General features: G+C 61.4%; 19 protein-coding genes. 9 read left to right on the top strand and 10 right to left on the bottom strand.

What is annotated here, in order from left to right; all coding sequences use genetic code 11:
• Window positions 1-13: 13 nt before the first annotated feature.
• Window positions 14-976 (top strand): CobW family GTP-binding protein, encoded by a 963-nt coding sequence (locus JFU58_RS11615; protein WP_201140713.1) that lies wholly within the window; start codon window positions 14-16, stop codon window positions 974-976.
• Here JFU58_RS11615 and JFU58_RS11620 read toward each other — a convergent pair.
• Window positions 970-1,368 (bottom strand): DUF3301 domain-containing protein, encoded by a 399-nt coding sequence (locus JFU58_RS11620; RefSeq protein WP_017476780.1) that lies wholly within the window; start codon window positions 1,366-1,368, stop codon window positions 970-972. The two genes, JFU58_RS11615 and JFU58_RS11620, sit on opposite strands and share 7 nt — an antisense overlap.
• 117 nt (window positions 1,369-1,485) lie before the next feature.
• Here JFU58_RS11620 and pdxY point away from each other — a divergent pair, with 117 nt between their 5' ends.
• Window positions 1,486-2,358 (top strand): pyridoxal kinase PdxY, encoded by an 873-nt coding sequence (gene pdxY / locus JFU58_RS11625; RefSeq protein WP_063033787.1) that lies wholly within the window; start codon window positions 1,486-1,488, stop codon window positions 2,356-2,358.
• Here pdxY and JFU58_RS11630 read toward each other — a convergent pair.
• The gene (locus JFU58_RS11630; protein ID WP_003213461.1) at window positions 2,355-2,840 is read right to left on the bottom strand and encodes an acyl-CoA thioesterase; all 486 of its coding nucleotides are present in this window, start codon (window positions 2,838-2,840) and stop codon (window positions 2,355-2,357) included. The genes pdxY and JFU58_RS11630 overlap by 4 nt on opposite strands.
• A gap of 295 nt (window positions 2,841-3,135) precedes the next feature.
• Here JFU58_RS11630 and JFU58_RS11635 point away from each other — a divergent pair, with 295 nt between their 5' ends.
• Entirely contained in the window at window positions 3,136-4,899 is a 1,764-nt protein-coding gene (locus tag JFU58_RS11635; protein ID WP_201140715.1) for a cation:proton antiporter, read from the top strand.
• Between the two features lie 84 nt (window positions 4,900-4,983).
• On the opposite strand, the gene JFU58_RS11640 is transcribed toward JFU58_RS11635, so the two are convergent.
• From JFU58_RS11640 to uvrD, 3 genes are all read right to left on the bottom strand, one after another.
• A complete protein-coding gene (locus tag JFU58_RS11640) occupies window positions 4,984-5,391 on the bottom strand; it encodes an SMI1/KNR4 family protein (protein WP_003213456.1) in 408 nt (135 codons plus the stop codon).
• A 136-nt stretch (window positions 5,392-5,527) separates the two neighbouring features.
• Entirely contained in the window at window positions 5,528-6,403 is an 876-nt protein-coding gene (locus JFU58_RS11645; protein WP_017476777.1) for a Tim44 domain-containing protein, read from the bottom strand.
• A gap of 191 nt (window positions 6,404-6,594) precedes the next feature.
• Window positions 6,595-8,778 carry a DNA helicase II gene (gene uvrD, locus JFU58_RS11650; protein ID WP_003213452.1) on the bottom strand — a complete coding sequence of 728 codons (2,184 nt, stop codon included), beginning with the start codon at window positions 8,776-8,778 and terminating at the stop codon, window positions 6,595-6,597.
• A 279-nt stretch (window positions 8,779-9,057) separates the two neighbouring features.
• On the opposite strand from uvrD, the gene JFU58_RS11655 reads away from it, so the two are divergent.
• From JFU58_RS11655 to JFU58_RS32275, 3 genes are all read left to right on the top strand, one after another.
• On the top strand, window positions 9,058-11,931 hold the full coding sequence (locus JFU58_RS11655; protein WP_177069887.1) for an EAL domain-containing protein: 2,874 nt from the start codon (window positions 9,058-9,060) through the stop codon (window positions 11,929-11,931).
• Between the two features lie 162 nt (window positions 11,932-12,093).
• Window positions 12,094-12,960 carry a transcriptional regulator HexR gene (gene hexR / locus JFU58_RS11660; RefSeq protein WP_010168370.1) on the top strand — a complete coding sequence of 289 codons (867 nt, stop codon included), beginning with the start codon at window positions 12,094-12,096 and terminating at the stop codon, window positions 12,958-12,960.
• Window positions 12,961-13,184: 224 nt separating this feature from the next.
• Window positions 13,185-13,382, top strand: coding sequence for a PA3496 family putative envelope integrity protein (locus JFU58_RS32275; protein ID WP_081253237.1), 198 nt, complete (start codon window positions 13,185-13,187; stop codon window positions 13,380-13,382).
• On the opposite strand, the gene JFU58_RS11665 is transcribed toward JFU58_RS32275, so the two are convergent.
• Window positions 13,312-14,286, bottom strand: a complete 975-nt coding sequence (locus tag JFU58_RS11665; RefSeq protein WP_063033791.1) for a LysR family transcriptional regulator — start codon at window positions 14,284-14,286, stop codon at window positions 13,312-13,314. The two genes, JFU58_RS32275 and JFU58_RS11665, sit on opposite strands and share 71 nt — an antisense overlap.
• 196 nt (window positions 14,287-14,482) lie before the next feature.
• Between JFU58_RS11665 and JFU58_RS11670 the strand changes: the two genes are divergently transcribed.
• Both JFU58_RS11670 and oadA read left to right on the top strand, forming a co-directional pair.
• Window positions 14,483-15,898 (top strand): acetyl-CoA carboxylase biotin carboxylase subunit, encoded by a 1,416-nt coding sequence (locus tag JFU58_RS11670; protein WP_003213442.1) that lies wholly within the window; start codon window positions 14,483-14,485, stop codon window positions 15,896-15,898.
• Window positions 15,899-15,909: 11 nt separating this feature from the next.
• Window positions 15,910-17,718 carry a sodium-extruding oxaloacetate decarboxylase subunit alpha gene (oadA, locus tag JFU58_RS11675; RefSeq protein ID WP_201140717.1) on the top strand — a complete coding sequence of 603 codons (1,809 nt, stop codon included), beginning with the start codon at window positions 15,910-15,912 and terminating at the stop codon, window positions 17,716-17,718.
• Between the two features lie 74 nt (window positions 17,719-17,792).
• On the opposite strand, the gene JFU58_RS11680 is transcribed toward oadA, so the two are convergent.
• From JFU58_RS11680 to JFU58_RS11690, 3 genes are all read right to left on the bottom strand, one after another.
• Window positions 17,793-18,866, bottom strand: a complete 1,074-nt coding sequence (locus JFU58_RS11680) for a hypothetical protein (protein ID WP_201140719.1) — start codon at window positions 18,864-18,866, stop codon at window positions 17,793-17,795.
• Window positions 18,867-18,977: 111 nt separating this feature from the next.
• On the bottom strand, window positions 18,978-20,306 hold the full coding sequence (locus JFU58_RS11685) for an autotransporter outer membrane beta-barrel domain-containing protein (protein WP_201140721.1): 1,329 nt from the start codon (window positions 20,304-20,306) through the stop codon (window positions 18,978-18,980).
• Between the two features lie 111 nt (window positions 20,307-20,417).
• Window positions 20,418-23,390, bottom strand: coding sequence for an autotransporter outer membrane beta-barrel domain-containing protein (locus JFU58_RS11690; protein WP_201140723.1), 2,973 nt, complete (start codon window positions 23,388-23,390; stop codon window positions 20,418-20,420).
• Between the two features lie 419 nt (window positions 23,391-23,809).
• Between JFU58_RS11690 and JFU58_RS11695 the strand changes: the two genes are divergently transcribed.
• Window positions 23,810-24,076, top strand: a complete 267-nt coding sequence (locus JFU58_RS11695; protein WP_093203557.1) for a hypothetical protein — start codon at window positions 23,810-23,812, stop codon at window positions 24,074-24,076.
• A 141-nt stretch (window positions 24,077-24,217) separates the two neighbouring features.
• Here the strand turns inward: JFU58_RS11695 and JFU58_RS11700 are convergent, their stop codons facing one another.
• Window positions 24,218-24,889, bottom strand: coding sequence for a GNAT family N-acetyltransferase (locus tag JFU58_RS11700; protein WP_201140725.1), 672 nt, complete (start codon window positions 24,887-24,889; stop codon window positions 24,218-24,220).
• Window positions 24,890-24,895: the final 6 nt, after the last annotated feature.

Below are 24,895 nucleotides of genomic sequence, written 5' to 3' on the forward strand. Positions count from 1 at the left end.
AATGATGTCCACCATGCTGCAGAACATTCCCACGCACGTGATTGCCGGGCCTCTGGGCGCCGGCAAGACCAGCCTGATCAAACACCTGCTGGCTCAGCGCCCGGCCAACGAGCGATGGGCGGTGTTGATCAATGAATTCGGGCAGATTGGCCTGGATGCCGCGTTGCTGACCCGTGAGGACGACGGTATTGCCCTCGGGGAAGTGGCGGGTGGCTGCCTGTGTTGCGTCAACGGTGCGCCGTTCCAGGTAGGACTGGGCCGTTTGTTACGTAAGGCCAAGCCCGACCGGCTGTTTATAGAGCCGTCCGGGTTGGGGCATCCGGCTCAACTGCTCAAGCAATTGCGGGAAGCGCCCTGGCAGCAGGTGCTGGCGGTGCAGCCGTGCGTGCTGGTACTGGATGCCCAGGCGTTGGCGGCGGGCAAGCCATTACCTGATGCCCAACGTGAGGCATTGGCCAGCGCCGGGCTGTTGGTATTGAACAAGAATGAAGCCCTAAGTGAAGCGCAGCGCCTGGTGATTCAAGGGCAATTGCCTGACCGGCCGATCTATTGGACTCAGCAGGCGCATCTACCCCTGGCGCAATTGCCGGGTTTGAACGCTCAAGCCGCAGCGGCTGTGGATAACTTCGAGGTGCCCAAAGGCGTGGGGCAAATGCCGGCCATCTGGACTGATCCGTCGGCGCCGATTTGCCTGAGTCAGGGCCAGGAGGGTGGCTGGAGCATTGGTTGGCGCTGGCATCCAAGCCAGCAATTCGACCGGCAGCGCTTGCAGCAATGGCTGGAGTCGCTGGATTGGCGGAGGGCAAAACTGGTTATCCACAGCCTCGGCGGCTGGGTATCGGCCAACGCTGTGGATAACGCCGCGTTCGCCTGGCAGTCCAGCGAATGGCGCCGGGATTCGCGTATCGAATTGATCTTCAGTGAAGCGCAGGATGTTGCGCAATTACAGGACGCGTTAGCCGATTGCCGTCAGTGACGGGTCTTGCTGCTGCCATGCTCCTGGCGCCACTGGCTTAGCTCGATGATCTCGGCGCTGGGCAGTGGCGTCTTGATCTCAAACGGGTAGGGCGCCAGCTCGATTTGCGCGCTGTGGGCGCCGAACTGGGTGATGGTCCCCGGGTGCCGCGTTTCGCCGGTCACGGTGAATTCAAAGTTGTAGATCCGTGCCAAACGCCGCCGACCGCTGGCATCCTTCACAAAACCGATACGCTTCAACGCCACGGCGCCATCGAGCAGCTCAATGTCGAGCTTGGCGCAGTGCTGCTTGACCCGTTCCAGCGCCCGCTCGCGCAGGCCGTGGTTGTGCCACAGCCAGGCGGCACCGGTCGCCAGCAGCATCAGCACGAAGATATTTCCGAGGGTCAGCATTCGATGAACTCCAACAAAGTGTGGCCAGCTTAACTGCGTCTCCGGTCTGTCGTACAGGCCGCGTTTAGTCGCATACTGCGCAGCCAGAAATTCAACCGCTTTACGGAAATCCCCTGCATGAAACGTACGCCCCATCTGCTTGCGATCCAGTCTCATGTGGTCTTTGGCCACGCCGGAAACAGCGCCGCCGTGTTCCCCATGCAACGGGTCGGGGTGAACGTGTGGCCGCTCAATACCGTGCAGTTCTCCAACCACACTCAGTATGGTCAGTGGGCGGGAGAAGTGTTGGCGCCGCAGCAAATTCCTGCACTGGTGGAAGGCATCGCGGCGATTGGCGAGCTGGGCAACTGTGATGCGGTGCTCTCCGGCTACCTGGGCAGTGCGGCCCAGGGGCGGGCGATCCTTACCGGCGTGGCGCGAATCAAGGCGATCAACCCCAAGGCGTTGTACCTGTGCGACCCGGTGATGGGTCATCCGGAGAAAGGCTGCATCGTGCCCCAGGAGGTCAGCGACTTCCTGCTGGACGAAGCGGCGGCGATGGCCGACTTCCTGTGCCCCAACCAGTTGGAGTTGGACAGCTTTGCCGGGCGCAAGCCACAGTCGCTGTTCGATTGCCTGGGCATGGCCCGTGCGTTGCTGGCCCGTGGTCCGAAAGCGGTGTTGGTCAAGCACCTGGATTATCCCGGCAAACTGCCGGACGGCTTCGAGATGCTACTGGTGACAGCCGAAGGCAGCTGGCACCTGCGCCGGCCGTTGCTGGCGTTCCCGCGTCAGCCGGTGGGCGTGGGTGACCTGACGTCGGGCCTGTTCCTGGCGCGGGTGTTGTTGGGCGACAGCCTGGTGGCGGCCTTTGAGTTCACCGCTGCAGCGGTGCACGAAGTGCTGCTGGAAACCCAGGCGTGCGCCAGCTATGAGCTGGAACTGGTGCGCGCCCAGGACCGGATTGCCCATCCGCGGGTTCGCTTTGAGGCGACGCCGATAGGGCTTTAAGGCCCGTCGGCCTTGATTTCCTGATAGCGTTTTTCCAGCTCCTGGCGAATCTGCCGGCGTTGCTGGGCCTGCACAAACCGGCGCTTGTCTTCGCTGTTCTGCGGTTGCAGCGGCGGTACGGCGGCCGGTTTGCGCTGGTCATCCACCGCGACCATGGTGAAGAAGCAGCTATTGGTATGGCGCACCGAACGCTCGCGGATGTTCTCGGTGACCACCTTGATCCCCACTTCCATCGACGTGTTGCCGGTGTAGTTGACCGAGGCCAGGAAGGTCACCAGCTCGCCGACATGGATCGGCTCGCGAAAAATCACCTGGTCCACCGACAGCGTCACCACGTAACGGCCGGCATAACGGCTGGCGCAGGCGTAGGCCACTTCGTCGAGGTATTTGAGCAGCGTGCCGCCGTGCACATTGCCTGAAAAGTTGGCCATGTCAGGGGTCATCAATACTGTCATCGACAGCTGGGCGTTTCCGGGTTCCATAGCACACTCACGGGTTGTAGGCATTGGGTGGGGAGGCACCTCTGCGGGTGCTGGAATCTTTGCAGAGCCATTCATAACGGGACGCTGGGGCCCGGCTTGCCGTCACGCCCGGGGCGATCTGTTTCCATATATTGCACCGGCTTTCTGTCGCAAGTCGCGGTGTTACCCTTCAAAAGCCCGTCTCAGGGGCAATTCTTACGATCAAGGCAGACTTTTCTTTCCGTTCATTTGGACCTTTCGGGGCGAATGCGTGGAAATGGGAAAAGCGCCAGTACCCCTCAAGGAGCCCCTCGCCATGCACGCCATCAGCTTTATCCAGGACCTGGCCGTGATCATGCTGGTGGCCGGGGTGGTGACGATCCTGTTCCATCGGCTCAAGCAGCCGGTGGTGTTGGGGTATATCGTCGCCGGCTTTATTATCGGCCCGCACACCCCACCGTTTGGCCTGATCCACGACGAAAACACCATCAAGACCCTGGCCGAACTGGGGGTGATCTTCCTGATGTTCTGCCTGGGCCTGGAGTTCAGCCTGCGCAAGCTGTTCAAGGTCGGTGCCACGGCGTTCATTGCTGCGTTCCTCGAGATCATCCTGATGATCTGGATCGGCTACGAAATCGGCCGCTGGTTCGACTGGAACACCATGGACTCACTGTTCCTGGGCGCGATCCTGGCGATTTCCTCCACCACCATCATCGTCAAGGCGCTCAATGACCTGAAGATGAAAAACCAGCGCTTTGCCCAGCTGATTTTTGGCGTGCTGATCGTCGAAGACATCCTCGGCATCGGCATCATCGCCTTGCTGTCGAGCATTGCCGTCAGCGGTACGGTCAGCTCGGGCGAGGTGTTCTCCACCGTCGGCAAGCTGTCGTTGTTCATGATCGTCGCGCTGGTGATCGGGATCTTGCTGGTGCCACGCTTGCTGGAGTACGTAGCCAAGTTCGAAAGCAACGAAATGCTGCTGATCACCGTGCTGGGCCTGTGCTTCGGCTTCTGCCTGCTGGTGGTCAAGCTGGAATACAGCATGGTGCTGGGGGCGTTCCTGATCGGCGCGATCATGGCCGAATCCCGGCAATTGTTGAAGATTGAACGCCTGATCGAACCGGTTCGCGACATGTTCAGTGCGATCTTCTTTGTTGCCATTGGTTTGATGATCGACCCGCAAATCCTCTTGCAATACGCCTGGCCGATCGCGGTGATTACCGTGGCCGTGGTGCTGGGGAAGATGTTGTCCTGCGGGCTGGGGGCGTTTATCGCCGGCAACGATGGCCGCACCTCGCTTCGGGTGGGGATGGGCCTGTCACAGATTGGCGAGTTTTCATTCATCATCGCCGCGCTGGGGATGACGTTGCAGGTCACCAGCGATTTCCTGTATCCGGTGGCGGTGGCGGTTTCTGCGATCACCACGCTGCTTACCCCGTATCTGATCCGTGGCGCTGACCCGCTGTCGCTGAAGATTGCGGCCGTGATGCCCAAGCGCATGAGCCGGGTGTTCGGGATGTATGGCGAGTGGTTGCGCAGTATTCAGCCCCAGGGCGAGGGTGCGATGCTGGCGTCGATGATCCGCAAGATCATTTTGCAGGTGGGGGTGAATCTGGCGCTGGTAGTGGCGATCTTCTTTGCCGGCAGCTTTTTCGCGGCGCGTATTGGCAGCTACCTGGAAGGCTGGATCAGCGATCCGAGCTGGCAGAAGGCATTGATCTGGGGTGGGGCGTTGCTGCTGTCGCTGCCGTTCCTGATCGCGGCGTACCGCAAGCTCAAGGCGCTGTCGATGCTGCTGGCGGAGATGAGCGTGAAGCCGGAGATGGCTGGGCGCCACACTCAGCGCGTGCGCCGGGTGATCGCCGAAGTGATCCCGATTCTTTCGCTGCTGGTGATTTTCCTGCTATTGGCAGCCTTGTCGGCCAGTATTCTGCCGACCAACAAGTTGCTGGTGCTGATCGCGGTGGTGACGGCCGCGGTGGCCGCCGTGCTCTGGCGCTGGTTCATCCGCGTGCATACACGGATGCAGGTCGCTTTGCTGGAGACCCTGGATAACCATAAGGACACGCCGGAGCACTAAATGGGCCTGAGGTTGGGGCTGCTTCGCAGCCCAGCGCGAGCAAGCTCGCTCGCCACTACAAGCGCACTCGGCACACCGTAGGTATCAGCTTTCCAGCCAGACGTCCCGCGCCCAGTGCCACACCGATTCCCAGGTTTCTTCGGTGACGAGTTCTTCTTCGCCGGACCACAGCACCACGGTGCCGTCTTCTTCGACGCAGTAGTAATCGTCGCCGTCCTGGCAGATCGGGATCATGCTGCGGTCAACACCGGCATCCCAGGCGTTGGCGGCAACGTCTGGCAGGTAGGTGTGGGACTGTGGGTCGGTGACGGTCACCGGCTCCAGGCTGCCGTAGACCACGTCGCTGACGGTCAGCAGGAATTCACGGAAGACGAACGGAATATCGATGAACAGTTGTTCCTCGATTTCCACCAGTTGGTCTTCGTCAGGCAGCTCCAGAGGAACCGGTACCGGTTCGTTGGCTTCACGCAATTGTTCGATAACTTCTTCCACGGCCGGGATCCTCTTGCTAGATGGCGCGGTTTATAGGGGCGTTTTATACAGTAGCTCGCTATAAGTGCAACCGTGAAATAGAAAACCCCGGACAAGTCCGGGGTTTTTGTTACTGCATACTCGAAGCGAGCAGGGATCAGCCGTTCTGGCGGATACCGGCGACCAGCCAAGGCTGGTTTTCGCCTTGTGGGCGTTCCATGTTCCAGCTTTCGCTGAACACTTCGCCCTGGTCGAAACGCGAGGTCTTCGACACGCCGCTGAAGGTCAGGGTGGCGATGGTCTTGTCGGCGCGGTCATCCACACCTTCAAGCTGCACTTTCAGGTCTTCGATGTAGGTCGACTGGAAGCCGTCGCCCAGGTCAGCACGTTCGCGCTTGAGGAACTCCAGCAATTGCGGGGTCACGAACTCGGCGATCTTGTCCATTTCGTTGGCGTCCCAGTGTTGCTGCAGGGACTGGAAGTGGCTGCGGGCCGCTTCGACGAAACGCTCTTCGTTGAACCAGGCTGGCGCGTTGATCACCGGACGAGCGGCGGCAGGAGCCGCCGAGCCACCGAAGATCGAACCCATTGCAGCAGGCTTCTGCTCGAACACTTCACGCTGCATCGGCGCGCCAGCTGGAGCCATGTGCTCCTGCTGCTTGCGGCGACGGGCGGCGATAAAGCGGAAGATCAGGAAGGCGATGACCGCCATGATCAGGATGTCGAAGATCTGCATGCCCTGGAAGCCGCCGCCCATGAACATGGAGGCGAGCAGGCCACCGGCCGCGATACCGGCCAGAGGGCCCAACCAGCGCGAAGCACCGCCAGCCTTGGCAGCAGCGCCTGCGGCACCGGCCGCGCCAGCGGTCGCAGCTGCGCCGCCCATGCCGCCGCCGGATGGGGCCATTTGGCTGGTCTGGTGGCTCGGGGCCGAGCCCATGGATTTGCCGCCACCGAAGCGCTTGGCGTTGGCGTCGAGGCTCATCGTCAGGCCGATGCACAACGCCATGGCGATGCTAAGAAAACGTTTCATAAAGGGAATTCCCATTTGTGGATTGCACGCGCGCCATGTTGCACAGGTGTGATGTCAGTGGCTAGCGGCATAGTGTTTCGGGCTTTTGCGTAGGGCCAATACCGAATCGTCTGTAGGACTTAGTACAGATATTGGCCCCACCGCTGCCAAATACAAGGGCGGGGCAACATCCTTCATGTTCTGCAGTTGTTTCAGATTGCTTCGAGCTTGGCGTAGCCCATCATCAGCCACTTGCTGCCTTCGGCGAAGTTCACCTGCACCCGGGCTTGGGCGCCGGCGCCTTCGAAGTTGAGGATCACGCCTTCGCCGAAGATCGCATGCTTGACCTGCTGGCCAAGGCTGAACGGTGTTTCGGGGATTTCCGAGCCGGCGAACATGCTGCTGGAGTTCTGCTGCTGGCCGCCGCCGAATGGTCGGCTGACGCTGTTGGACAGGCGCACTTCCTGAATCAGCCCTTTCGGCACTTCACGTACGAAGCGTGAGACCTTGTTGTAGGTCTCACTGCCGTACAGGCGCCGCGTTTCGGCGTAGGTCATCACCAGGTTCTGCATGGCCCGGGTGATGCCCACATAGGCCAGGCGGCGTTCCTCTTCCAGGCGGCCGGGCTCTTCCAGGCTCATCTTGTGGGGGAACAGACCTTCTTCCATGCCCACCAGGAACACGTACGGGAATTCCAGGCCCTTGGCGCTGTGCAAGGTCATCAGCTGGATGCTGTCTTCGTGCTCGTCAGCCTGGGTGTCGCCGGCCTCCAGCGAAGCATGGCCGAGGAATGCCGCGAGTGGCGTCAGGTCTTCGTCTTCTTCAGTGTTTTCGAACGCGCGGGCGGCGCTGACCAGTTCCTCAAGGTTTTCTACCCGGGCCTGGCCTTTCTCGCCTTTTTCCGCTTCGTGGTAGGCGATCAGGCCGGACTGCTCGATCACGGTCTGGGTCATCAGGTGCAGGGGCATTTCCATGCACTTGGCGGCCAGGTTCTCGATCAGCTCGACAAACACGCTCAAGGCACCGGCCGCACGGCCGGTCAGGCCCTTGTTGGCGATCAGCAGGCGCATGGCTTCCCACATCGACACATCGCTGTGGCGGGCATGGTCGCGAATCGCCTCAACGGTCTTCTCGCCGATGCCGCGGGCCGGGATATTGATCACCCGCTCCAGCGCCGCATCGTTGCCGCGACCTTCCAGCAAGCGCAGGTAGGCCATGGCGTTCTTGATTTCAGCACGTTCGAAGAAGCGCTGGCCGCCATAGATGCGGTACGGAATGCGCTCGCGCAGCAAGGCCTCTTCCAGCACCCGTGATTGGGCGTTGGAACGATAAAGAATCGCGATATCGCTGCGCGCCAGGCCGGTTTTCAGGGCGCTTTCGATGGTTTCCACCACGTAGCGCGCTTCATCGTGTTCGTTGAAGGCGGCGTACAGGTTGATCGCCTCGCCTTCGCCGCCGTCGGTCCACAGCTCTTTGCCCAGGCGCCCGGTGTTGTTGGCGATCAAGGCGTTGGCGGCCTTGAGAATCCCGGCGGTGGAGCGGTAGTTCTGCTCCAGGCGAATGGTTTCGGCGTCCGGGAAGTCGTCGCTGTACTGGTAGATGTTCTCGATTTTCGCGCCACGCCAGCCGTAGATCGACTGGTCGTCGTCGCCCACCACCATCAAGCTGTCGCCGCCTTTGGCCAGCAGGCGCAACCAGGCGTACTGCACGGCGTTGGTGTCCTGGAACTCGTCCACCAGGATGTGGCGGAAACGCTTCTGGTAGTGCGCCAGCAAGCCCGGGTTGTCGCGCCACAGGTCGAGGGCGCGCAACAGCAGTTCGGAGAAGTCGATCACACCGGCGCGTTGGCAAGCCACTTCATAGGCTTCATAAATGCTGCGCATGGTCGCCAGGAACAGGTCGCCGCTGGCCTGGATATGTTGCGGGCGCAGGCCTTCATCTTTCTGGCCATTGATAAACCACTGGGCCTGACGGACCGGCCAGCGTTGTTCGTCCAGGCCCAGCTCGCGGATCACCCGCTTGACCAGGCGTTGCTGGTCGTCGCTGTCGAGAATCTGGAAGGTCTGGCTCAGGCCGGCTTCCTGCCAATGGGCCCGCAGCAGGCGGTGCGCCAGACCGTGGAAGGTGCCCACCCACATGCCGGCCGGGCTGATGCCCATCAACTGCTCGATGCGATGACGCATCTCCGCAGCGGCCTTGTTGGTGAAGGTCACCGACAGGATGGAGTGAGGCGAGGCGTTCTCGACCTGGATCAACCAGGCGATACGGTGCACCAGCACTCGGGTTTTACCGGAGCCAGCACCGGCCAGGACCAACTGACGGCCAACGGGGGCAGCTACGGCCTGGCGTTGGGCATCGTTGAGGGAGTTCAGCAAAAGGGAGAGATCATCGCGCATCGGCGCATTCTAGGGTGCCCGGGGGAGTCGGGCAAATCCCAATGCCGGATGGTCGCGGGAAAACTTCAGGGCCTGCACTGGATAAGGCAACAATCTATTCACGGTGATGACCGGTCGGTCATCGCCCACAGCCCGCGCCCTGTCTCACTCAAGCTGTCTGGCTCCAAGGTTTGCGCCTGATTATCGCGCTGTTTTTATGACGTGGAGCAGTTTGGCCCGAGCGTTTGCTTGTGTATGCTCCGTCGACGTTTCGGGCTCACCATTATAAGAACACTGCCTATGACCCTTAGCATTGACCTGGCTGGCCCCTCGGTGGCGCCGGCGCAGGTTATCCGCAAGCACTACGCCATGGAGATGGCGGTCGAGCGCACGCGCCTGCTTTACCAGGGCTCCCTGCTGCCTACCTTATTAATGCTGGTGAACGGACTGGTCTGCGCCTGGTTACTCTGGAGCCCGCAGCGTTACCTGCTGGACAGCATTTGGCTGGTGTGGCTGCTGACGCTGGTGGCCCTGCGGGTGATTCAGGTGGCGGCGTTCGATTCGGCCATGCCGAGTCGTCAGGCGCTGCCGATCTGGCGCCGCATGTTCATGCTGGGCTCGGCCGTCAGCGGCCTGACGCTGGCCAGCGCTGCCATCGCCCTGGTGCCGGTGGACAGCTTCGCGCAACAGGCCTGGGTGTTCGGCTTGCTCGGCGCGGCGACCTTGTCCGCGAGTGTGGCCTACGCTGTCAGTCTGCCTGCGTTTCTGTCGTTTGCCTTGCCCTGTCTGGTGCCGGCCATCCTCTATTTATTCTGGACCGGCGACCCGCAGCAGCAGGGTTGGGGCTTTTTGGGCCTGATTCTGCTGGCCTCCCTGAGCCTGGTGGCGTGGCAGGTCAACCGCCTGATCCAGCGCGGGCTGCTCAGGCGCTTCCAGAACCAGGCGTTGATCGAGCACCTGCAACAAGCGCAGCAGCGCAGCGAGCAGTTGAATCAGGAACTGGTGCGTGAAGTGGAGCAGCGACGCCAGGTCGAGCAAGAGTTGCGCGAGGCGCAGATCGGCCTGCAACAGCGCGTCGATCAGCGTAGCCAGGAACTGGATGTCGCCAGCCTGGCCCTGAGCAAAAGCGAGGCGCGCCTGGCGATGGCATTGCAGGCCAGCGAACTGGGCCTGTGGGACTGGAACCTGCAAACCGACGAGGTCCACCACACCCAACTCAAGGAACTGTTCGGCCTGGAGCCGGAATACGTCACGGCGATGCTCAGCCATCTCAAGCCGCGTCTGCACCCGGACGATTTACCGCTGCTCAAGCGTGCGCTGGTGGAACACCTGAAAGGCCGCAGCGAGGATTACCTGGTGGAGTACCGGGTGCGCCATGGCGATGGCCATTGGGTGTGGATTCAGGACCGTGGCCGCGCCGTGGAGCGCTCGCCCGGCGGACGCGTCACGCGGATGCTCGGCACCCGCCGCGACATCAGTGCTGGCAAAGCTCTGGAAGAACAGCAGCGCCTGGCCTCGACGGTGTTCGAGGCGGCCAGCGAAGGCATTGTGATCCTGGACCCGGACTACGTGCTGGTAGCGGTCAACCAGGCGTTCAGCCGCGTCACCGGCTTCGACATTGACGACATGATCGGCCGCAATGTCGTCGAACTCCCCAGCAGCCGCGACGCACGGCGTCACTTCCCGGTAATCCGCCAGGCGCTGCTTAGCCACGGCACCTGGCAGGGCGAACTGGTGGAAACCCGCAAGAACGGCGAGCTCTACCCGCAATGGCTGCAACTGAATGTGGTGCGCGATATTCGGGGAAATGTCAGCCATATCGTCGGCTTCTTCGCCGATCTGTCCGCGCGGCGCGAGTCCGAGGAGCGTATGCGCTACCTCACTCATTACGATGAATTGACCGGCTTGGCCAACCGTTCGTTGTTCCGCGAGCGGCTGCGGGAAGCTCATCAACGTGTGCGCCAGGGCGGCCGCAGCCTGGCCCTGCTGCATATCAACCTGGACCGTTTCAAGCTGCTCAACGACAGCCTCGGGCATGAAGTGGCTGACCAGTTATTGCAGAAGATGGCCCGCCGCTTGATCAACGCCTTGCCCGAAGCCGACACCATTGCGCGGCTCTCGGGCGATGAATTCGCCGTGTTGTTCGATGCGTACGGCAACCTGTCGAGCCTGGCGCGGGTGGCCACGCGGTTGCTGGCCAAGTTGCGGGTGCCGGTGACGGTGGAAGGGCATGAGCTGGTGGTCAGCGCCTCAATGGGCGTCAGCCTGTTGCCCGACAATGCACGGGAAATATCCGCATTGGTCAGCCAGTCGAACATGGCCATGCAGCACGCCAAGCATTTGGGCGGGAATAATTTCCAGTTCTACACCGACAGCCTGCAAGCCAGCACCCTGGAGCGCTTGCAGCTGGAAAACCAGCTGCGCAAGGCGATTGATGAGCGCCAGCTCACGGTGTTCTACCAACCCAAGCTGTGCCTGGCCAGCGGCAAGCTGAATGCCGCTGAGGCGTTGATTCGCTGGGAGCATCCGCACTGGGGCATGGTGCCGCCAGGGGACTTTATCGGGCTGGCCGAAGAAACCGGATTGATCGTACCGCTGGGGGAGTTCGTATTGCGTCAGGCCTGCTGGCAAGCCTGTGAGTGGCAGCGCCAGGGGCTGGAACCGATCCGTGTGTCGGTCAACCTGTCGGTGCACCAGTTGCGCCAAGGGAAGCTGGTCAGTCTGGTGCGCCAGGTGTTGGAAGAAACCGGGCTTGATCCGCAGTACCTGGAGCTGGAGCTGACCGAAAGCCAGCTGCTCGACAGCGTCGAACACATTATTTCGACCTTCCAGCAATTGCGCGACTTGGGCGTGAAACTGGCGATTGATGATTTCGGCACCGGCTACTCGTCCCTCAGCTACCTCAAGCGCATCCCCGTGGACTACGTGAAGATCGACCAGACGTTCATTCGAGGCCTCGGGCAGGGCCGCGAAGATGCTTCGATCACCCGTGCAATCATCGCCATGGCCCACGGGCTGTCGCTCAAGGTGGTGGCCGAGGGCGTGGAAGATCAGCAGCAGCTGGATTTCCTGCGGGCCGAGCAATGCGATGAAGTGCAGGGCTATTTGATCAGTCGGCCGGTGGAAGCGGACGGTCTGGCGGATTTGTTACGAAAAAATGCCGATTTTCCGTAGTTGAGCCCAAGCCGCACGCGGGGCTACATCGGTCCTGCCCGCTGTTTCAGCGGGCAGCAGCGTGATTAAGTGATGCATCGAGCGGGCAAATCGGTAATTCTTGTAGTATAACTACAAGCTTGCTACATCCCTGGCGTCTGCCAATAACAAGAGTCCAGCCCTTTGAACCTGTTGCAACATATCGCCCAGTCGCGCCACCTGTTACGCAAATCGGAACTCAAGGTTGCCGATCACGTGCTGCTTGACCCTGCGGCTGTGATGCACAGTTCCATGGCCGACCTGGCCCACAGCGTGGGCATCAGCGAGCCGACCATCGTGCGCTTCTGCCGCGCCATTGGTTGCTCCGGGTTCCAGGACTTGAAGCTCAAGCTGGCCCAGAGCCTCGCCGCCGGTGCGAGCTTCGGGCAGTTCGCGATTCACGAAGACGACTCCGTCGCCGACTACAGCCTGAAAATCTTCGACACCACCCTGCATACCCTGATGGAAGTGCGGGAAAAGCTTGACCCGGTAGAGCTGCAAAAAGCCGTGACCGCCATGTCCCAGGCCCAGCGCGTGGAGTTCTATGGTTTCGGCGCGTCCGGTGCGGTGGCGGCGGATGCCCAGCACAAGTTCTTCCGTTTGCTGCTGACGGCGGCGGCCTACAGTGACCCGCACATGCAGGCGATGTCGGCAGTGACGTTGAAGCCCACCGACGTGGCGATCTGCATTTCCCAGTCCGGCCGCTCCAAGGATTTGCTGATCACCGCCAACCTGGTGCGTGAAAGCGGTGCGACCCTGATTACCCTGTGCCCGAGCCAGACGCCATTGGCGGAGCTGTCGACCGTCAACCTGGCGATCGATGTGCACGAAGACACCGAAATCTACACGCCATTGACCTCGCGTATCGCCCACCTGGTGGTGATCGACGTGCTGGCGATGGGCGTGGCCATGGCGCGGGGCCCGAGCCTGGTCAACCACCTCAAGAGCGTGAAGCGAAGCTTGCGCAGTCTGCGGTTGTCACCCAAGTCCGTAAAAGCCCTCGACGACTGACTCAAGGGCATGCTCGGTCAAAATGTGGGGCTGGCTTGCCTGCGATAGCGATCTGTCAGTTGCCATCTTCATTGGCTGATGCACCGTTATCGCAGGCAAGCCAGCTCCCACAGTTGATCGTGTTTGAGCCTCGGAAGATTCATCGTCCTGTCATCCCCGTGCCGCTAAACCGTCATTGCCCGAGCCCATCCTGAACTCCCCTTACTCGCATTGGGAGACTCGAAATGGCTCGGCAATACGAAGAAAGCAACAGCGCTGTCAAAACCCGCCGCCAACAGGAAGACCAGCGCCGCATGGCCTTCCGTCGCGCAATTGAAGACCGCTGCGATCAGCGCCAATTGCAACAGAGCATCAGTGACTATCCGGAACTCCACTGGCAGGCGCCCGCAGCTGCCCAGCGAAGCGCTCAGCCAGCGCGCTGATTTGCAGCCGCTCGCTGCGGATAAAGCCCAGGAAGGCATGGGCCACCGGTGACAGACGCTTGGCCTTGGCCTGCACCAGGCACCAACTGCGGTACAGCGGCAGTTCTTCCACCGGCAGCTCCTTGAGCCTGCCGGTGGCCAGTTCCAGGTTGACCGCGTGGCGCGTCAGCAGCGCCACGCCCAACCCGGCGGTCACGCACTCGCGCTGCGCCTCGGCCGAAGACACTTCCACCGTCTGGGTGAAGTGCACGCGCTTCTCCTTGAAGTACTCCTCGCACGCCATCCGCGTCCCGGACCCCGGCTCGCGCAACAGCAGGGTGTAAGGCTCAAGGTCCTGCAGGCGCAACGGCCCTTGATGGCTCAGCGGATGGTCGTGGGGCGCCACCGCGACAATCGGGTTGTTCAGGAACGGCAGGAATTCCAGGCCCATGTCCTGGGGCACCATGGACATGATCACCAGGTCATCGCGGTTGTCCGACAGCCTGCGAATCACCTGGGCGCGGTTGACCACCGTCAGGTGCAGGTTGACCTCAGGGTGCTGGCGCTTGAAGGCGGCAAACAGGTGCGGCACGAAGTACTTGGCGCTGGATTCCACCGCCAGTTTCAGCTGGCCTTGCAACGAGCCCTGCATGTCAGAGAGCTGCATGTCGAGGTTTTCCAGGCGCCCGAAGATGTCTCGGCTGGCCCGTTGCAGGGCTTCAGCTGCTTCAGTCATATAGAGCTTTTTGCCGACGTAATCGAATAACGGCTGGCCCAGCAGCTCTTCCAGCTGCTTGATTTGTAGGCTAACGGCCGGTTGCGTGAGGGACATTTCCTCGGCTGCGCGGCTATAGGAACGCAAATCACAGACTTCATTGAAAATCTGCAACTGACGCAATGTCATACGCATCAATGACTTACGCATTACTCAAGCACTCCCGCCAACCTCTGATGCCCTGACTATAAGTCTTTGCTTATACACAACCCAATTATTATTGATTTTTGTTAATCCCTACAGGGGCATAGTGTGTGTCTCGCGACTGGCTTGAAACATTTGGTCACGCGCCGACCCGGCTCCGGCGGGTCGAAGTAGGTAGCAATCGGCTCAAGGGAATTTCCAAGTGATAAAAAAGATCCTGATCGCCAACCGTGGTGAGATTGCCGTACGCATCGTGCGTGCCTGCGCCGAGATGGGCATCCGTTCGGTCGCGGTCTATTCCGACGCCGATCGCCATGCCCTGCATGTAAAGCGCGCAGATGAAGCCCACAGCATCGGTGCCGAGCCATTGGCCGGCTACCTGAACCCGCGCAAGCTGGTGAACCTGGCGGTGGAAACCGGTTGCGACGCGCTGCACCCCGGCTACGGCTTCCTCTCGGAAAATGCCGAGCTGGCGGATATTTGCGCCGAACGTGGGATCAAGTTCATCGGCCCGTCGGCCGAAGTGATTCGTCGCATGGGCGACAAGACCGAAGCCCGCCGCAGCATGATCAAGGCCGGTGTGCCGGTCACCCCTGGCACCGAAGGCAACGTTGCCGACATTGCTGAAGCCCTCACCGAAGGCGACCGTATCGGTTACCCGGTGATGCTCAAGGCAACTTCCGGTGGTGGCGGTCGCGGCATTCGTCGCTGCAACAGCCGTGAAGAACTCGAACAAGCCTTCCCTCGTGTGATTTCCGAAGCCACCAAGGCGTTCGGTTCGGCGGAGGTGTTCCTGGAAAAATGCATCGTCAATCCCAAGCACATCGAGGCGCAGATCCTCGGTGACAGCTTCGGCAACGTGGTGCATTTGTTCGAGCGCGATTGCTCGATCCAGCGCCGCAACCAGAAGCTGATTGAAATCGCCCCGAGCCCCCAGCTGACCCCTGAACAGCGCGCCTACATCGGCGACCTGTCGGTGCGTGCCGCCAAAGCCGTGGGCTATGAGAACGCCGGCACCGTGGAGTTCCTGCTCGCCGAGGGCGAGGTGTACTTCATGGAGATGAACACCCGGGTGCAGGTGGAACACACCATCACCGAAGAAATCACCGGCATCGACATTGTGCGTGAGCAGATCCGCATTGCGTCGGGCCTGCCGCTGTCGGTCAAGCAGGAAGATATTCAGCACCGGGGTTTCGCGTTGCAGTTCCGCATCAACGCCGAAGACCCGAAGAATAACTTCCTGCCAAGCTTCGGCAAGATCACCCGTTATTACGCGCCCGGCGGTCCCGGCGTGCGTACCGACACGGCGATCTACACCGGCTACACCATCCCGCCGTTCTACGACTCCATGTGCCTGAAGCTGGTGGTGTGGGCGTTGACCTGGGAAGAAGCCATGGACCGTGGCCTGCGCGCCCTGGACGACATGCGCCTGCAAGGCGTGAAGACCACCGCCGCCTACTACCAGGAAATCCTGCGTAACCCGGAATTCCGCAGCGGCCAGTTCAACACCAGTTTTGTGGAAAGCCACCCTGAGCTGACCAACTACTCGATCAAGCGCAAACCCGAAGAGCTGGCCCTGGCCATCGCCGCCGCCATCGCCGCCCACGCAGGCCTGTGAGGAACATTCCAATGACTAAAAAAATCTTCGTAACCGACACCATCCTGCGCGACGCCCACCAATCGTTGCTGGCGACCCGCATGCGCACTGACGACATGCTGCCGATCTGCGACAAGCTCGACAAAGTCGGCTACTGGTCCCTGGAAGTCTGGGGCGGCGCGACCTTCGACGCCTGCGTGCGTTTTCTGAAAGAAGACCCGTGGGAGCGCCTGCGCAAACTGCGTGCGGCCTTGCCCAACACGCGCCTGCAAATGCTGCTGCGTGGCCAGAACCTGTTGGGCTATCGCCACTACAGCGACGACGTGGTCAAAGCCTTCGTCGCCAAGGCTGCCGTCAACGGTATCGACGTGTTCCGCATCTTCGACGCGATGAATGACGTGCGTAACCTGCGGGTGGCCATCGAAGCGGTAAAAGCGGCCGGCAAACATGCCCAGGGCACCATCGCCTACACCACCAGCCCGGTGCACACCATCGAGGCGTTCGTGGCCCAGGCCAAGCAAATGGAAGCCATGGGTTGCGACTCGGTGGCGATCAAGGACATGGCCGGCCTGCTGACGCCGTACGCCACCGGCGAACTGGTCAAGGCGCTGAAAGCCGAGCAAAGCCTGCCGATCTTCATCCACTCCCACGACACCGCCGGCCTGGCCGCGATGTGCCAACTCAAGGCGATCGAAAACGGCGCCGACCATATCGACACCGCCATCTCCAGCTTCGCCTGGGGCACCAGCCACCCGGGCACCGAGTCGATGGTCGCCGCCCTCAAAGGCAGCGAATTCGACACCGGCCTGAGCCTGGAACTGCTGCAGGAAATCGGCCTGTACTTCTACGCCGTGCGCAAGAAGTACCACCAGTTCGAAAGCGAATTCACGGCGGTCGACACCCGTGTGCAAGTCAACCAGGTACCGGGCGGGATGATTTCCAACCTGGCCAACCAGTTGAAAGAGCAGGGCGCGCTGAACCGCATGAGCGAAGTGCTGGCCGAAATCCCGCGCGTTCGTGAAGACCTCGGCTTCCCGCCGCTGGTTACCCCGACTTCGCAGATCGTCGGCACCCAGGCGTTCTTCAACGTGCTGGCCGGCGAGCGCTACAAGACCATCACCAACGAAGTGAAGTTGTACCTGCAAGGCGGCTACGGCAAGGCGCCGGGTACCGTGAACGAAAAATTGCGGCGCCAGGCCATCGGCAGCGAAGAGGTGATCGACGTCCGTCCGGCCGATCTGCTCAAGCCGGAAATGACCAAGCTGCGCGGCGAAATCGGCGCGTTGGCCAAGTCCGAAGAAGACGTGCTGACCTACGCGATGTTCCCGGACATCGGGCGCAAGTTCCTCGAAGAGCGTGATGCCGGCACCTTGAGCCCTGAAGTGCTGTTGCCGATTCCTGAAGCCGGCGGCGTGGCCCGTGCCGGTGGTGAAGGCGTGCCGACCGAGTTCGTGATCGACGTGCACGGCGAAAGCTACCGCGTGGACATCACCGGTGTCGGCGTCAAGGCCGAAGGCAAGCGCCACTTCTACCTGTCCATCGACGGCATGCCCGAAGAAGTGGTGTTCGAACCGCTCAACGAATTCGTCAGCAGCGGCGGCAGCAAGCGCAAGCACGCTACCGCGCCGGGCCATGTCAGCACCGCAATGCCGGGCAATATCGTCGACGTGCTGGTCAAGGAAGGCGATGTGGTGAAAGCCGGCCAGGCCGTGTTGATCACTGAAGCGATGAAGATGGAGACCGAAGTACAGGCGTCTATCGCCGGCAAGGTCACCGCCGTTCACGTGGCCAAGGGCGACCGGGTCAACCCGGGTGAAATCCTGATTGAAATCGAAGGCTGATCAACAGCCTTCGAGACTACCGCTTAAACCTCGGGGGGGCATGTGCCCCCTTTTTTTTCGCCTGGAATTTGCCCTCAGGCCGCCACGGCTTCCTTGGGTTTGAACGCCACAAAAGCCCCGGTTGGGGTGTAGATCAGCTCGGGGGTGTAGGCCTTCAGGTTGCTGGTTACCGTGCCGAACTGGCCGTCTACCTGCTGGGCATCAACCACCCGTAGCTGGCGCCCCAGAAGCTGGTCATTCTCGGCCGTGACTTCGATGTTCAGCGTGGCGTTATTCAAGACGGCGCGGTTCTCGACTTTCAACGTGCTGTGGGCTTCGTCCTTGCCGACCTTGAAGGCCAGTGTCGAATCCGGTTCAAGGCTCAAGGTGTCCTTGACCCTGGTCTGCGACTTCGTGGCCGGGTCGAGCAGCAGGGTGCCCGCGACATTCAGGCTGCCAATGGTGCCACCTGCGTAGGTGCCGCCAGGGCGTATGTGCATCTCCCCACCGATTCGGCTTTTGTTGATCAGGGTCGCGTCGGCGTAGACCTCACCCTTCTGGTTGGCGGGCACGGGGCCGGTCAAGGTCCAGGTGCCGCTGCCGACCCAGAGGTGTTGCATCTGGCTGGCACCGTCAAAGGTGCCACCCTTGGCACTGTCCAGCAGCACCTGGTTGGTGCCGCTGCCTCCGTCGACTGCACCGTCGAAACCGCCGCTGCCGCGCACAATCAACAGGTCGTCGCCGCCGCTCATGTCCAGGGCAATGCCGTTGCTGCCTTTGATCAGGCCTGCGTTCACCACCTCGTCCGCCTGGTTGCCCGCAAGTTTTACCCCGGTGCCCTTTTTGTTTTCGATAAGGCCCTGGTTTTCCAGCCAGACAGGGTTCTGGCCGGCGCTTGAAAGGCCCTGGGTCGTGGCGGTAGGCGAGTTGATGATTTCGATGCCTCGCAGTGAAGTGCGGGGACCGGTTTTGGCGTAGGGGGAAATCAGCTGGCTGACATTATCGATGTCCAGTCCTGCCCCATTGTTGAGGGTTACGGAGATGGAGGTGAAGTTTGCGCTGACGGGGGCGGCTGAAGGTGGGCGAGGTGCGACGGCCTCGGCGAGTGACCGAGTGCCGTAGGCCAGCAGGGAGCCTAGGGAAGGAAGGTACGGGATTGTCGACGACATAATGTTCCGGCCTCTTGGGTGAAAGAGACCGGAATGTAGCGAGCAACCCGGGTTGATGACTGTCAGGACATCGGGCCGATGCTTGCGGGATTGTTCCTCAATTCACCGAGGTTAGAACGCCATCCGCCAGTTGCCCATCAGTCCTTGTTGAAGGCTGTTGCCGCCGACCTCGGCGGTATAGGCCAGGCCCATGGTCTGTTGTGCCGAGAGTGCCAGGTCGAGCCCGGTGTGCAAGGCGAGGCTGTCACGGTCAAGGGAGGTGCCTTCGATGCTGAAGTCACTGTTGAAGCTTGGTCGTTTTATCAAGGCTGAGGATTGGCGCACGCTGCTGTCCACGTCGCCGTAGAGATGCTTCCAGCTAGTGCTCAGATGCGGTTTCAAGGTCATCCGGTTGTCCAGCTCAAACGCGCTGGTCATGCGCAGGCCGAAGGTACTGCTGAGGTTTTCCTGGGTCTGGGTGCCGACGTTCAGCGCTGTGAAGCCGCCTTTTTCCTGGTAGCTGTCACGGTGATAGCGCTGGTAGCCGACACCGGCAAAGGGTTCGACGCTGAAGCTGCCCTTGTCCAGTTGATAGCCCAGTTCGGCGAAAGCGTTCTGGCTTTGGGCGTTGTATTTGCCTTTGGCCTGCTCGCGATAATCGACGAAGTCAAAGTCCACGGAGCGTTTGGATTGGCCGGCATGGCCGCTGTAGATCGCGCCCAGGCGCAGGGCCAGGGGCCCGTCCTGCCGCACCGCGTAACCACCAAGGTGCCAGCTGTCCAGGTCACCCTTGAAGCGTTTGGCGCTCAGGTCGCTGGCAGACTTGGCGCCCATTACACCCACTCGCCATGCGTCATTCACTGCCCAGTCGCCACCCAGCATCAGGCCAGTGGTTCGGCGATCCAGACCCGCGCTACCGTGCTGCCCATCGAGCTTGCCAGTGTCGCCCAGAGCCTGGAGCCAGACGCGACCATTGCCTGCGCCATTGCTGACGTTGCGGTCGTCGCTCAGTTGGCGCATGGCTGAAAGCAGGCTGCTATTGAGCTGTTTCATGCTGTCTTGAGTGGCGGTGCCAAGGTTGGCGTTCTGGCTGCCTGCCAGTTGCTCAAGGACCGCACCCACACGGCCTGGTGCCAGATTGTCGAGGTCCCGGGTGAAGCTTTCCAGTTGATATTCTTGCCATTCGTTGAGCTTTCCCGACTCGAGAAGGATATCCACGGCCGAGTCCAAGACGCGAGCGACCTGCTGGCCGTTGCGGGTGGTCGCTTGGTCGGCGAAGTAGAAGTCGGGAGTGGGCTCGGGTGGCTTGGGATACGGGTGGCCCTGCTGGCCTACCGCCGGTTGTGGGGTGAGCCACTCGCTGTCTGGATCAATCTCCTCTTGCGCCTGGACGAATTGGGCGCTGTTGGCTCCCAGTGCGAAGATGATGGCGACAGCGAGCTGTTTCTGTAGGAGTGGCATGTAAACCGAACCTCTTGATGTATGAGGTCGGGAAATCTAGCGAGGTAAAGGGTGGATAAATGTCAGGCTATCCACCCTTGCCTTGCCAGAGATGTCTCTAGTGGGCTGCGATTAAAAACTCATCTGCCATTGCCCGATCAACCCGTGATTGCGGCTGTTACTGCCTATTTCGCCGCTGTAGCCCACACCCAGCGTGTGGCGGGCCGACAGGCCAACATCCAGCCCGGCCTCCAGCATCAAGCTGTCACGGTCCAGTGCGCTGCCTTCGACGTTGAACGCGGTACCGCCCATCAGGAAGGCCTGGCGAGTGCTGCTGTCGACATCGCCGTAGATGTGTTTCCAGCCGGCGCTGACCCGTGGCGTGAGGCTGATGCCATTGTCGAGCTGGCTCAGGTGTGCCAGGCGCAGGCCGAACGTGCTGCTGAAATTGTCCTGGGTTTGCCCGTCGACATGCAGGGCCGCAGCACCGCCTTTTTCGTTGTAGCTGTCGCGGTGGTAGCGCTGGTAGCCGAGGTTGGCGAACGGCTCGGCGCTCAGACGCCCGCTGCCCATGGCATAACCCAGTTCGGCGAAGGCTTGTTGGCTGTTGGCGTCGTAGTCACCTTTGGGGCGATCGTTGAAACCGTCGAAGGCCACGGTGCGTTTGCTGTCGCCCTGGTGCCCGCTGTAGGCGGCGCCCAGGCGCAAGGCCAACGGGCCGCTCTGGCGCAGGGCGTAGATACCTGCGTGCCAGCTGTCGACGCTGCCATCGACGCCGGTGGTGTCCAGGTCGGTCTTCGAGTAACCGCCCAGTACGCCCACGCGCCACTCCGAATCGAGTGCCCAATCGGCCCCCAGCACACTGCCTTTGGTGCGCTGGGTCAAGCCGTTACTGCCGTGGTCGCCGTCGAGCTTGCCGTAGCTGCCGATGCCTTGCAGCCACAGGCGGCCTCGGGCATTCGGATCGTTGAGGTTACGAGCTTCGGCGGGTACGCCAGTGGCGGCCAGAACGGGGGTGTCTTTTTGATCAAGGCCCACCAGCAATCCGGCGCCGCCGCCCAGTTGATGCATGGCGTTCAGCATGCTGTTGCCGACCTGGGCGCTAGCGCCGAGGGTGGCGCTGGTCAGGTTGGCAGTGCTGCTGCCCGCCAGTTGCTCGATGGCGGCGCCGGCGCTGTTGTTGGTGGTGTTGAGCAGGGCGTTATACAGCGGGTTGTTGTTGCCCAGGCTCGCCAGGGCGTTGGCGGCGCTGGCACCGTTGCCGGTGTTGGCGAACTGATTGAAGGCCACGTCGTTGCGGGTATAGGTCAGGCCAACCTGGGTAGGGCTGTAATCCAGGGTGGGGGTGAGGAAGGCATAGTCGCTGGTGACCTTGCCGAATGTGCCATTGATGCTGCCGGCCTGCAGCACCGTGTAATGGCTTTGCCACGGGTAGGTGCCGGTGCCGGGATTGACCGCCAGGGTCGCGCCATTCAGGTAGGCCGTGCCACCGACCTGGACTGGAGCGCTGCTGCCGTCGGCATTCACGCCATAGGCCAGGGTCGAGCCGCTGGTCATGGTCAGGTCGCGGATGATGCTGGCGGTGCCGAGTGCAGTGTTTGTCTGCAACGTGCCTTTGACCAACAGGCTGCCGACGCTGCCGCCACCGGCATAAATACCGCCTTCATCGACGGTCACGTTGCCGGCGATCCCGCCTTGGTTGATCAGCTTGGCGCCGCTGAAAATCTCGCCGCCATCGCTGAAGTCACCGCTGCCGGTGAGGGTCCAGGTGCCTTGCTTCACGTCCAGCCATTCGAAGTTGCGGCTGTTGCCGAAACTGCCGCCGGCGGCGTCGTCCATGATCACGCGGTCATATCCGGCGCCGCCATCCACCACGCCGACAAAGCGGCTGCCGCCGAGCAGGGTCAGCTTGTCATCGCCGCCGCCCAAATCCAGGGCCAGGCCGTTGCTGCCGCTGATCAAGCCAGCGTTGACCACCGTGTCGGCAAACTCGCCGACGAACTTCACGCCGAAGCCATCCAGGCCCTGGATGGTGCCGTGGTTGATCAGGGTCGTGGCTGCCAGTCCCGAGCCGTCGCTGCCGTCGTCCACCAGTACCGCGTTATTGGCGCCGCTCACCAGCGCACCGACACCGTTGAACACATAGCCACCGCCAAGGGCGATGCCTTCGCTGCCGTTGGCAAAGCCGTTCTTGTCGACGCCACCGGCGCCTACGCCTTGGATGACTCCGTAGTTTTCGATGTGGGCGATCTTGTCGATGTCTACGCCGTCGCCGTCGCCATCCGGCTGCAGTCCGGAGAATGCGCCAGTGATGGTGCCGTGGTTGATCACCGTGCCGTCGCCGTCGGAGCCAAAGCCCGAGCCGTTACGGCCGATCACCGTGCCGTAGTTGGTCAGCGTGGCGCCCAGGTCGGTGGTGATGCCGTGGCGCCCGCCGGAGATGAGTCCGTAGTTGGTGACGGTCACGCCGGTGGCGGAGTCGATGTCGACGCCGTCGAATTTGTCATCGCGCGAGTGAGTGTCGCCGGTGGAAATCTCGCCGTAGTTGGTGATGCTGGCGTTGCCGCCGGTCTTCATGCCGTCGCTGGCGTCGCCGCGAATCAACCCGCCCTGGCGGTTGATGATAGTGGTGGTGACGTTGGGGCTGCGGATCGCATCCAGGTCCAGACCTTGGCCGGTGGCAGAGCGAATGGTGCCGCTGTTGTCGATCAACAGGCTGCCGCTGGCGAAATTGCTGTCGATGCGCAGCGCGTCGTTGGCACCCTGGATCACGCCGCCGGCGCGGTTGTAGATGCTGTAGTTGCGCGCGGCGGTGAGATCGCCGCTGCTGTCGATGGCCCGGCCACCCGTGGAGGTAATGCTGCCGGCGTTGTCGATCACCACGCCATTGCCGGTGGTGCCGTCCTTCAAGGTCACCGCGACTTTGGAGGTGGTGATACTGCCCGGTGCCGAGATCGTCAGCGAGTCACTGCCGCTCAGGGTTTGCCCGGTGGTGGTCGGCGTGTCGATCTGCAGCGTCTTGGTTGGCGTGGGCGCCGCATCGACAAAACCGCTGCTGACCAGCAGGCCGAGGGTGAGCGCAAGGCGCTGGGGCGAAGGGGGCATGGCGGGCGACCTTGTTTTTGGAAAAGAGTCGACCTGTATAGCGGAGGTTTTTTACAGAATGATGGCGGGGAGGTGACGGAAGAGTGCAAGTTATTGCAGTTTTTGCAGCTTTATCATGCAATAAACGCAATATATTGCAGCTTGCCGTGTTCAGTCCGTTTGAATTGAAGGTGGGAGCGTTGAAGCGTCGTAGAAGCTTGTAGGAAAAGGCGTTAAGTGCGGCTATTGTCCTCTTTGGCAGTGTGTATCGTTCGAGGGCTCACCTATAGTTCTGCGGTTGCCGATTCATCGGTAATCGACCTTAGCCGGTCGAGAGAAAAATGATGCACAAGCGCCCGTTCAGACGTGGCGCTTTTTGCTGCCCGATTTGTTTAGCCGCATTGGGTGGCCGTTTTCATTTAATAAAATGCGATATACCCATGCCTGACTACACTCCGCTCGATAGCAACATTAGTTGTGACCCTGTCTTGTTCCTCAACCCCGATGCCGACGCCCGCGGGCTACTCGAAACCGCCACCCAGCGCATCGAGGCTGCCCGCAATTTGCTCAATAGCGTGATCTGTCTGAGTACCGAGCGCGTGGAGGGCGCGGACCTGCAACACTTCGCCTCGGCGGCGCAGCTGTTGTTGCAGGATGGTTGTGACGCCTTGCAGGCGTTGGGGTGGAAAGAGGGCAGGGTTGGCTGAGCACAAGGCCCGGATACGCTGAAGATACAATGTGGGAGCCGGGCTTGCCCGCGATGACGGTGGGTCAGTTAATACATTTGTGACTGATACACCGCTTTCGCGAGCAAGCCCGCTCCCACATTTGTCAGGGGGCAGGGTGGCTTAGGTACGGCACTCCACCAGCGTTTTCAGTTGACCCGAACCCGCCTGGTTTTCATCCGAGAGCCAACGCTCGAACCCGGCCCCAATCGCCGGCCATTCTCCATCCAGGATCGAATACCACGCCGTATCCCGGTTCCGGCCCTTGACCACGGTGTGCTGGCGAAACACCCCTTCAAAACTGAAACCCAACCGCTCGGCCGCATTTTTGGAGCGGGCGTTGGCGTTGTTGCACTTCCATTCCAGGCGACGATTGCCCAGCTCAAACGAGTGCTTGGCCAGCAGGTACACCGCCTCGGTGCTTTTCGGAGAGCGTTGCATCGGCGCGCCGAAGGTCACGTGGCCGATTTCGATGCGGCCTTGCTCGGGCACGATGGACATCAGGCTGAGGATGCCTTGCACGTCGCCGCTGGCCTTGTCGATCACGCTGAAGAAGTACGGGTCGCTGTGGGACGCGTGGTTGTTCAGCCAGGCGTCGAAGGCGGCGCGCTCGGGGAACGGGCCGTAAGGCAAATAGTCCCACAGCTTTGGATCAGCACCGGGGCCTTGCAGGGCGTTGAACAGGTCATCGCCGTGGCGGGCCGGGTCGAGTTTTTCCAGGCGGATGAAGCGCCCTTCGATAAGGGTGACGGTAGGCGCCGGGACACCTTTCCAGTCGGCCAATGATGTCGTCATGCTGTG

This window comes from Pseudomonas sp. TH34, assembly GCF_016650865.1.
Classification (GTDB): Bacteria; Pseudomonadota; Gammaproteobacteria; order Pseudomonadales; family Pseudomonadaceae; genus Aquipseudomonas; species Aquipseudomonas yamanorum.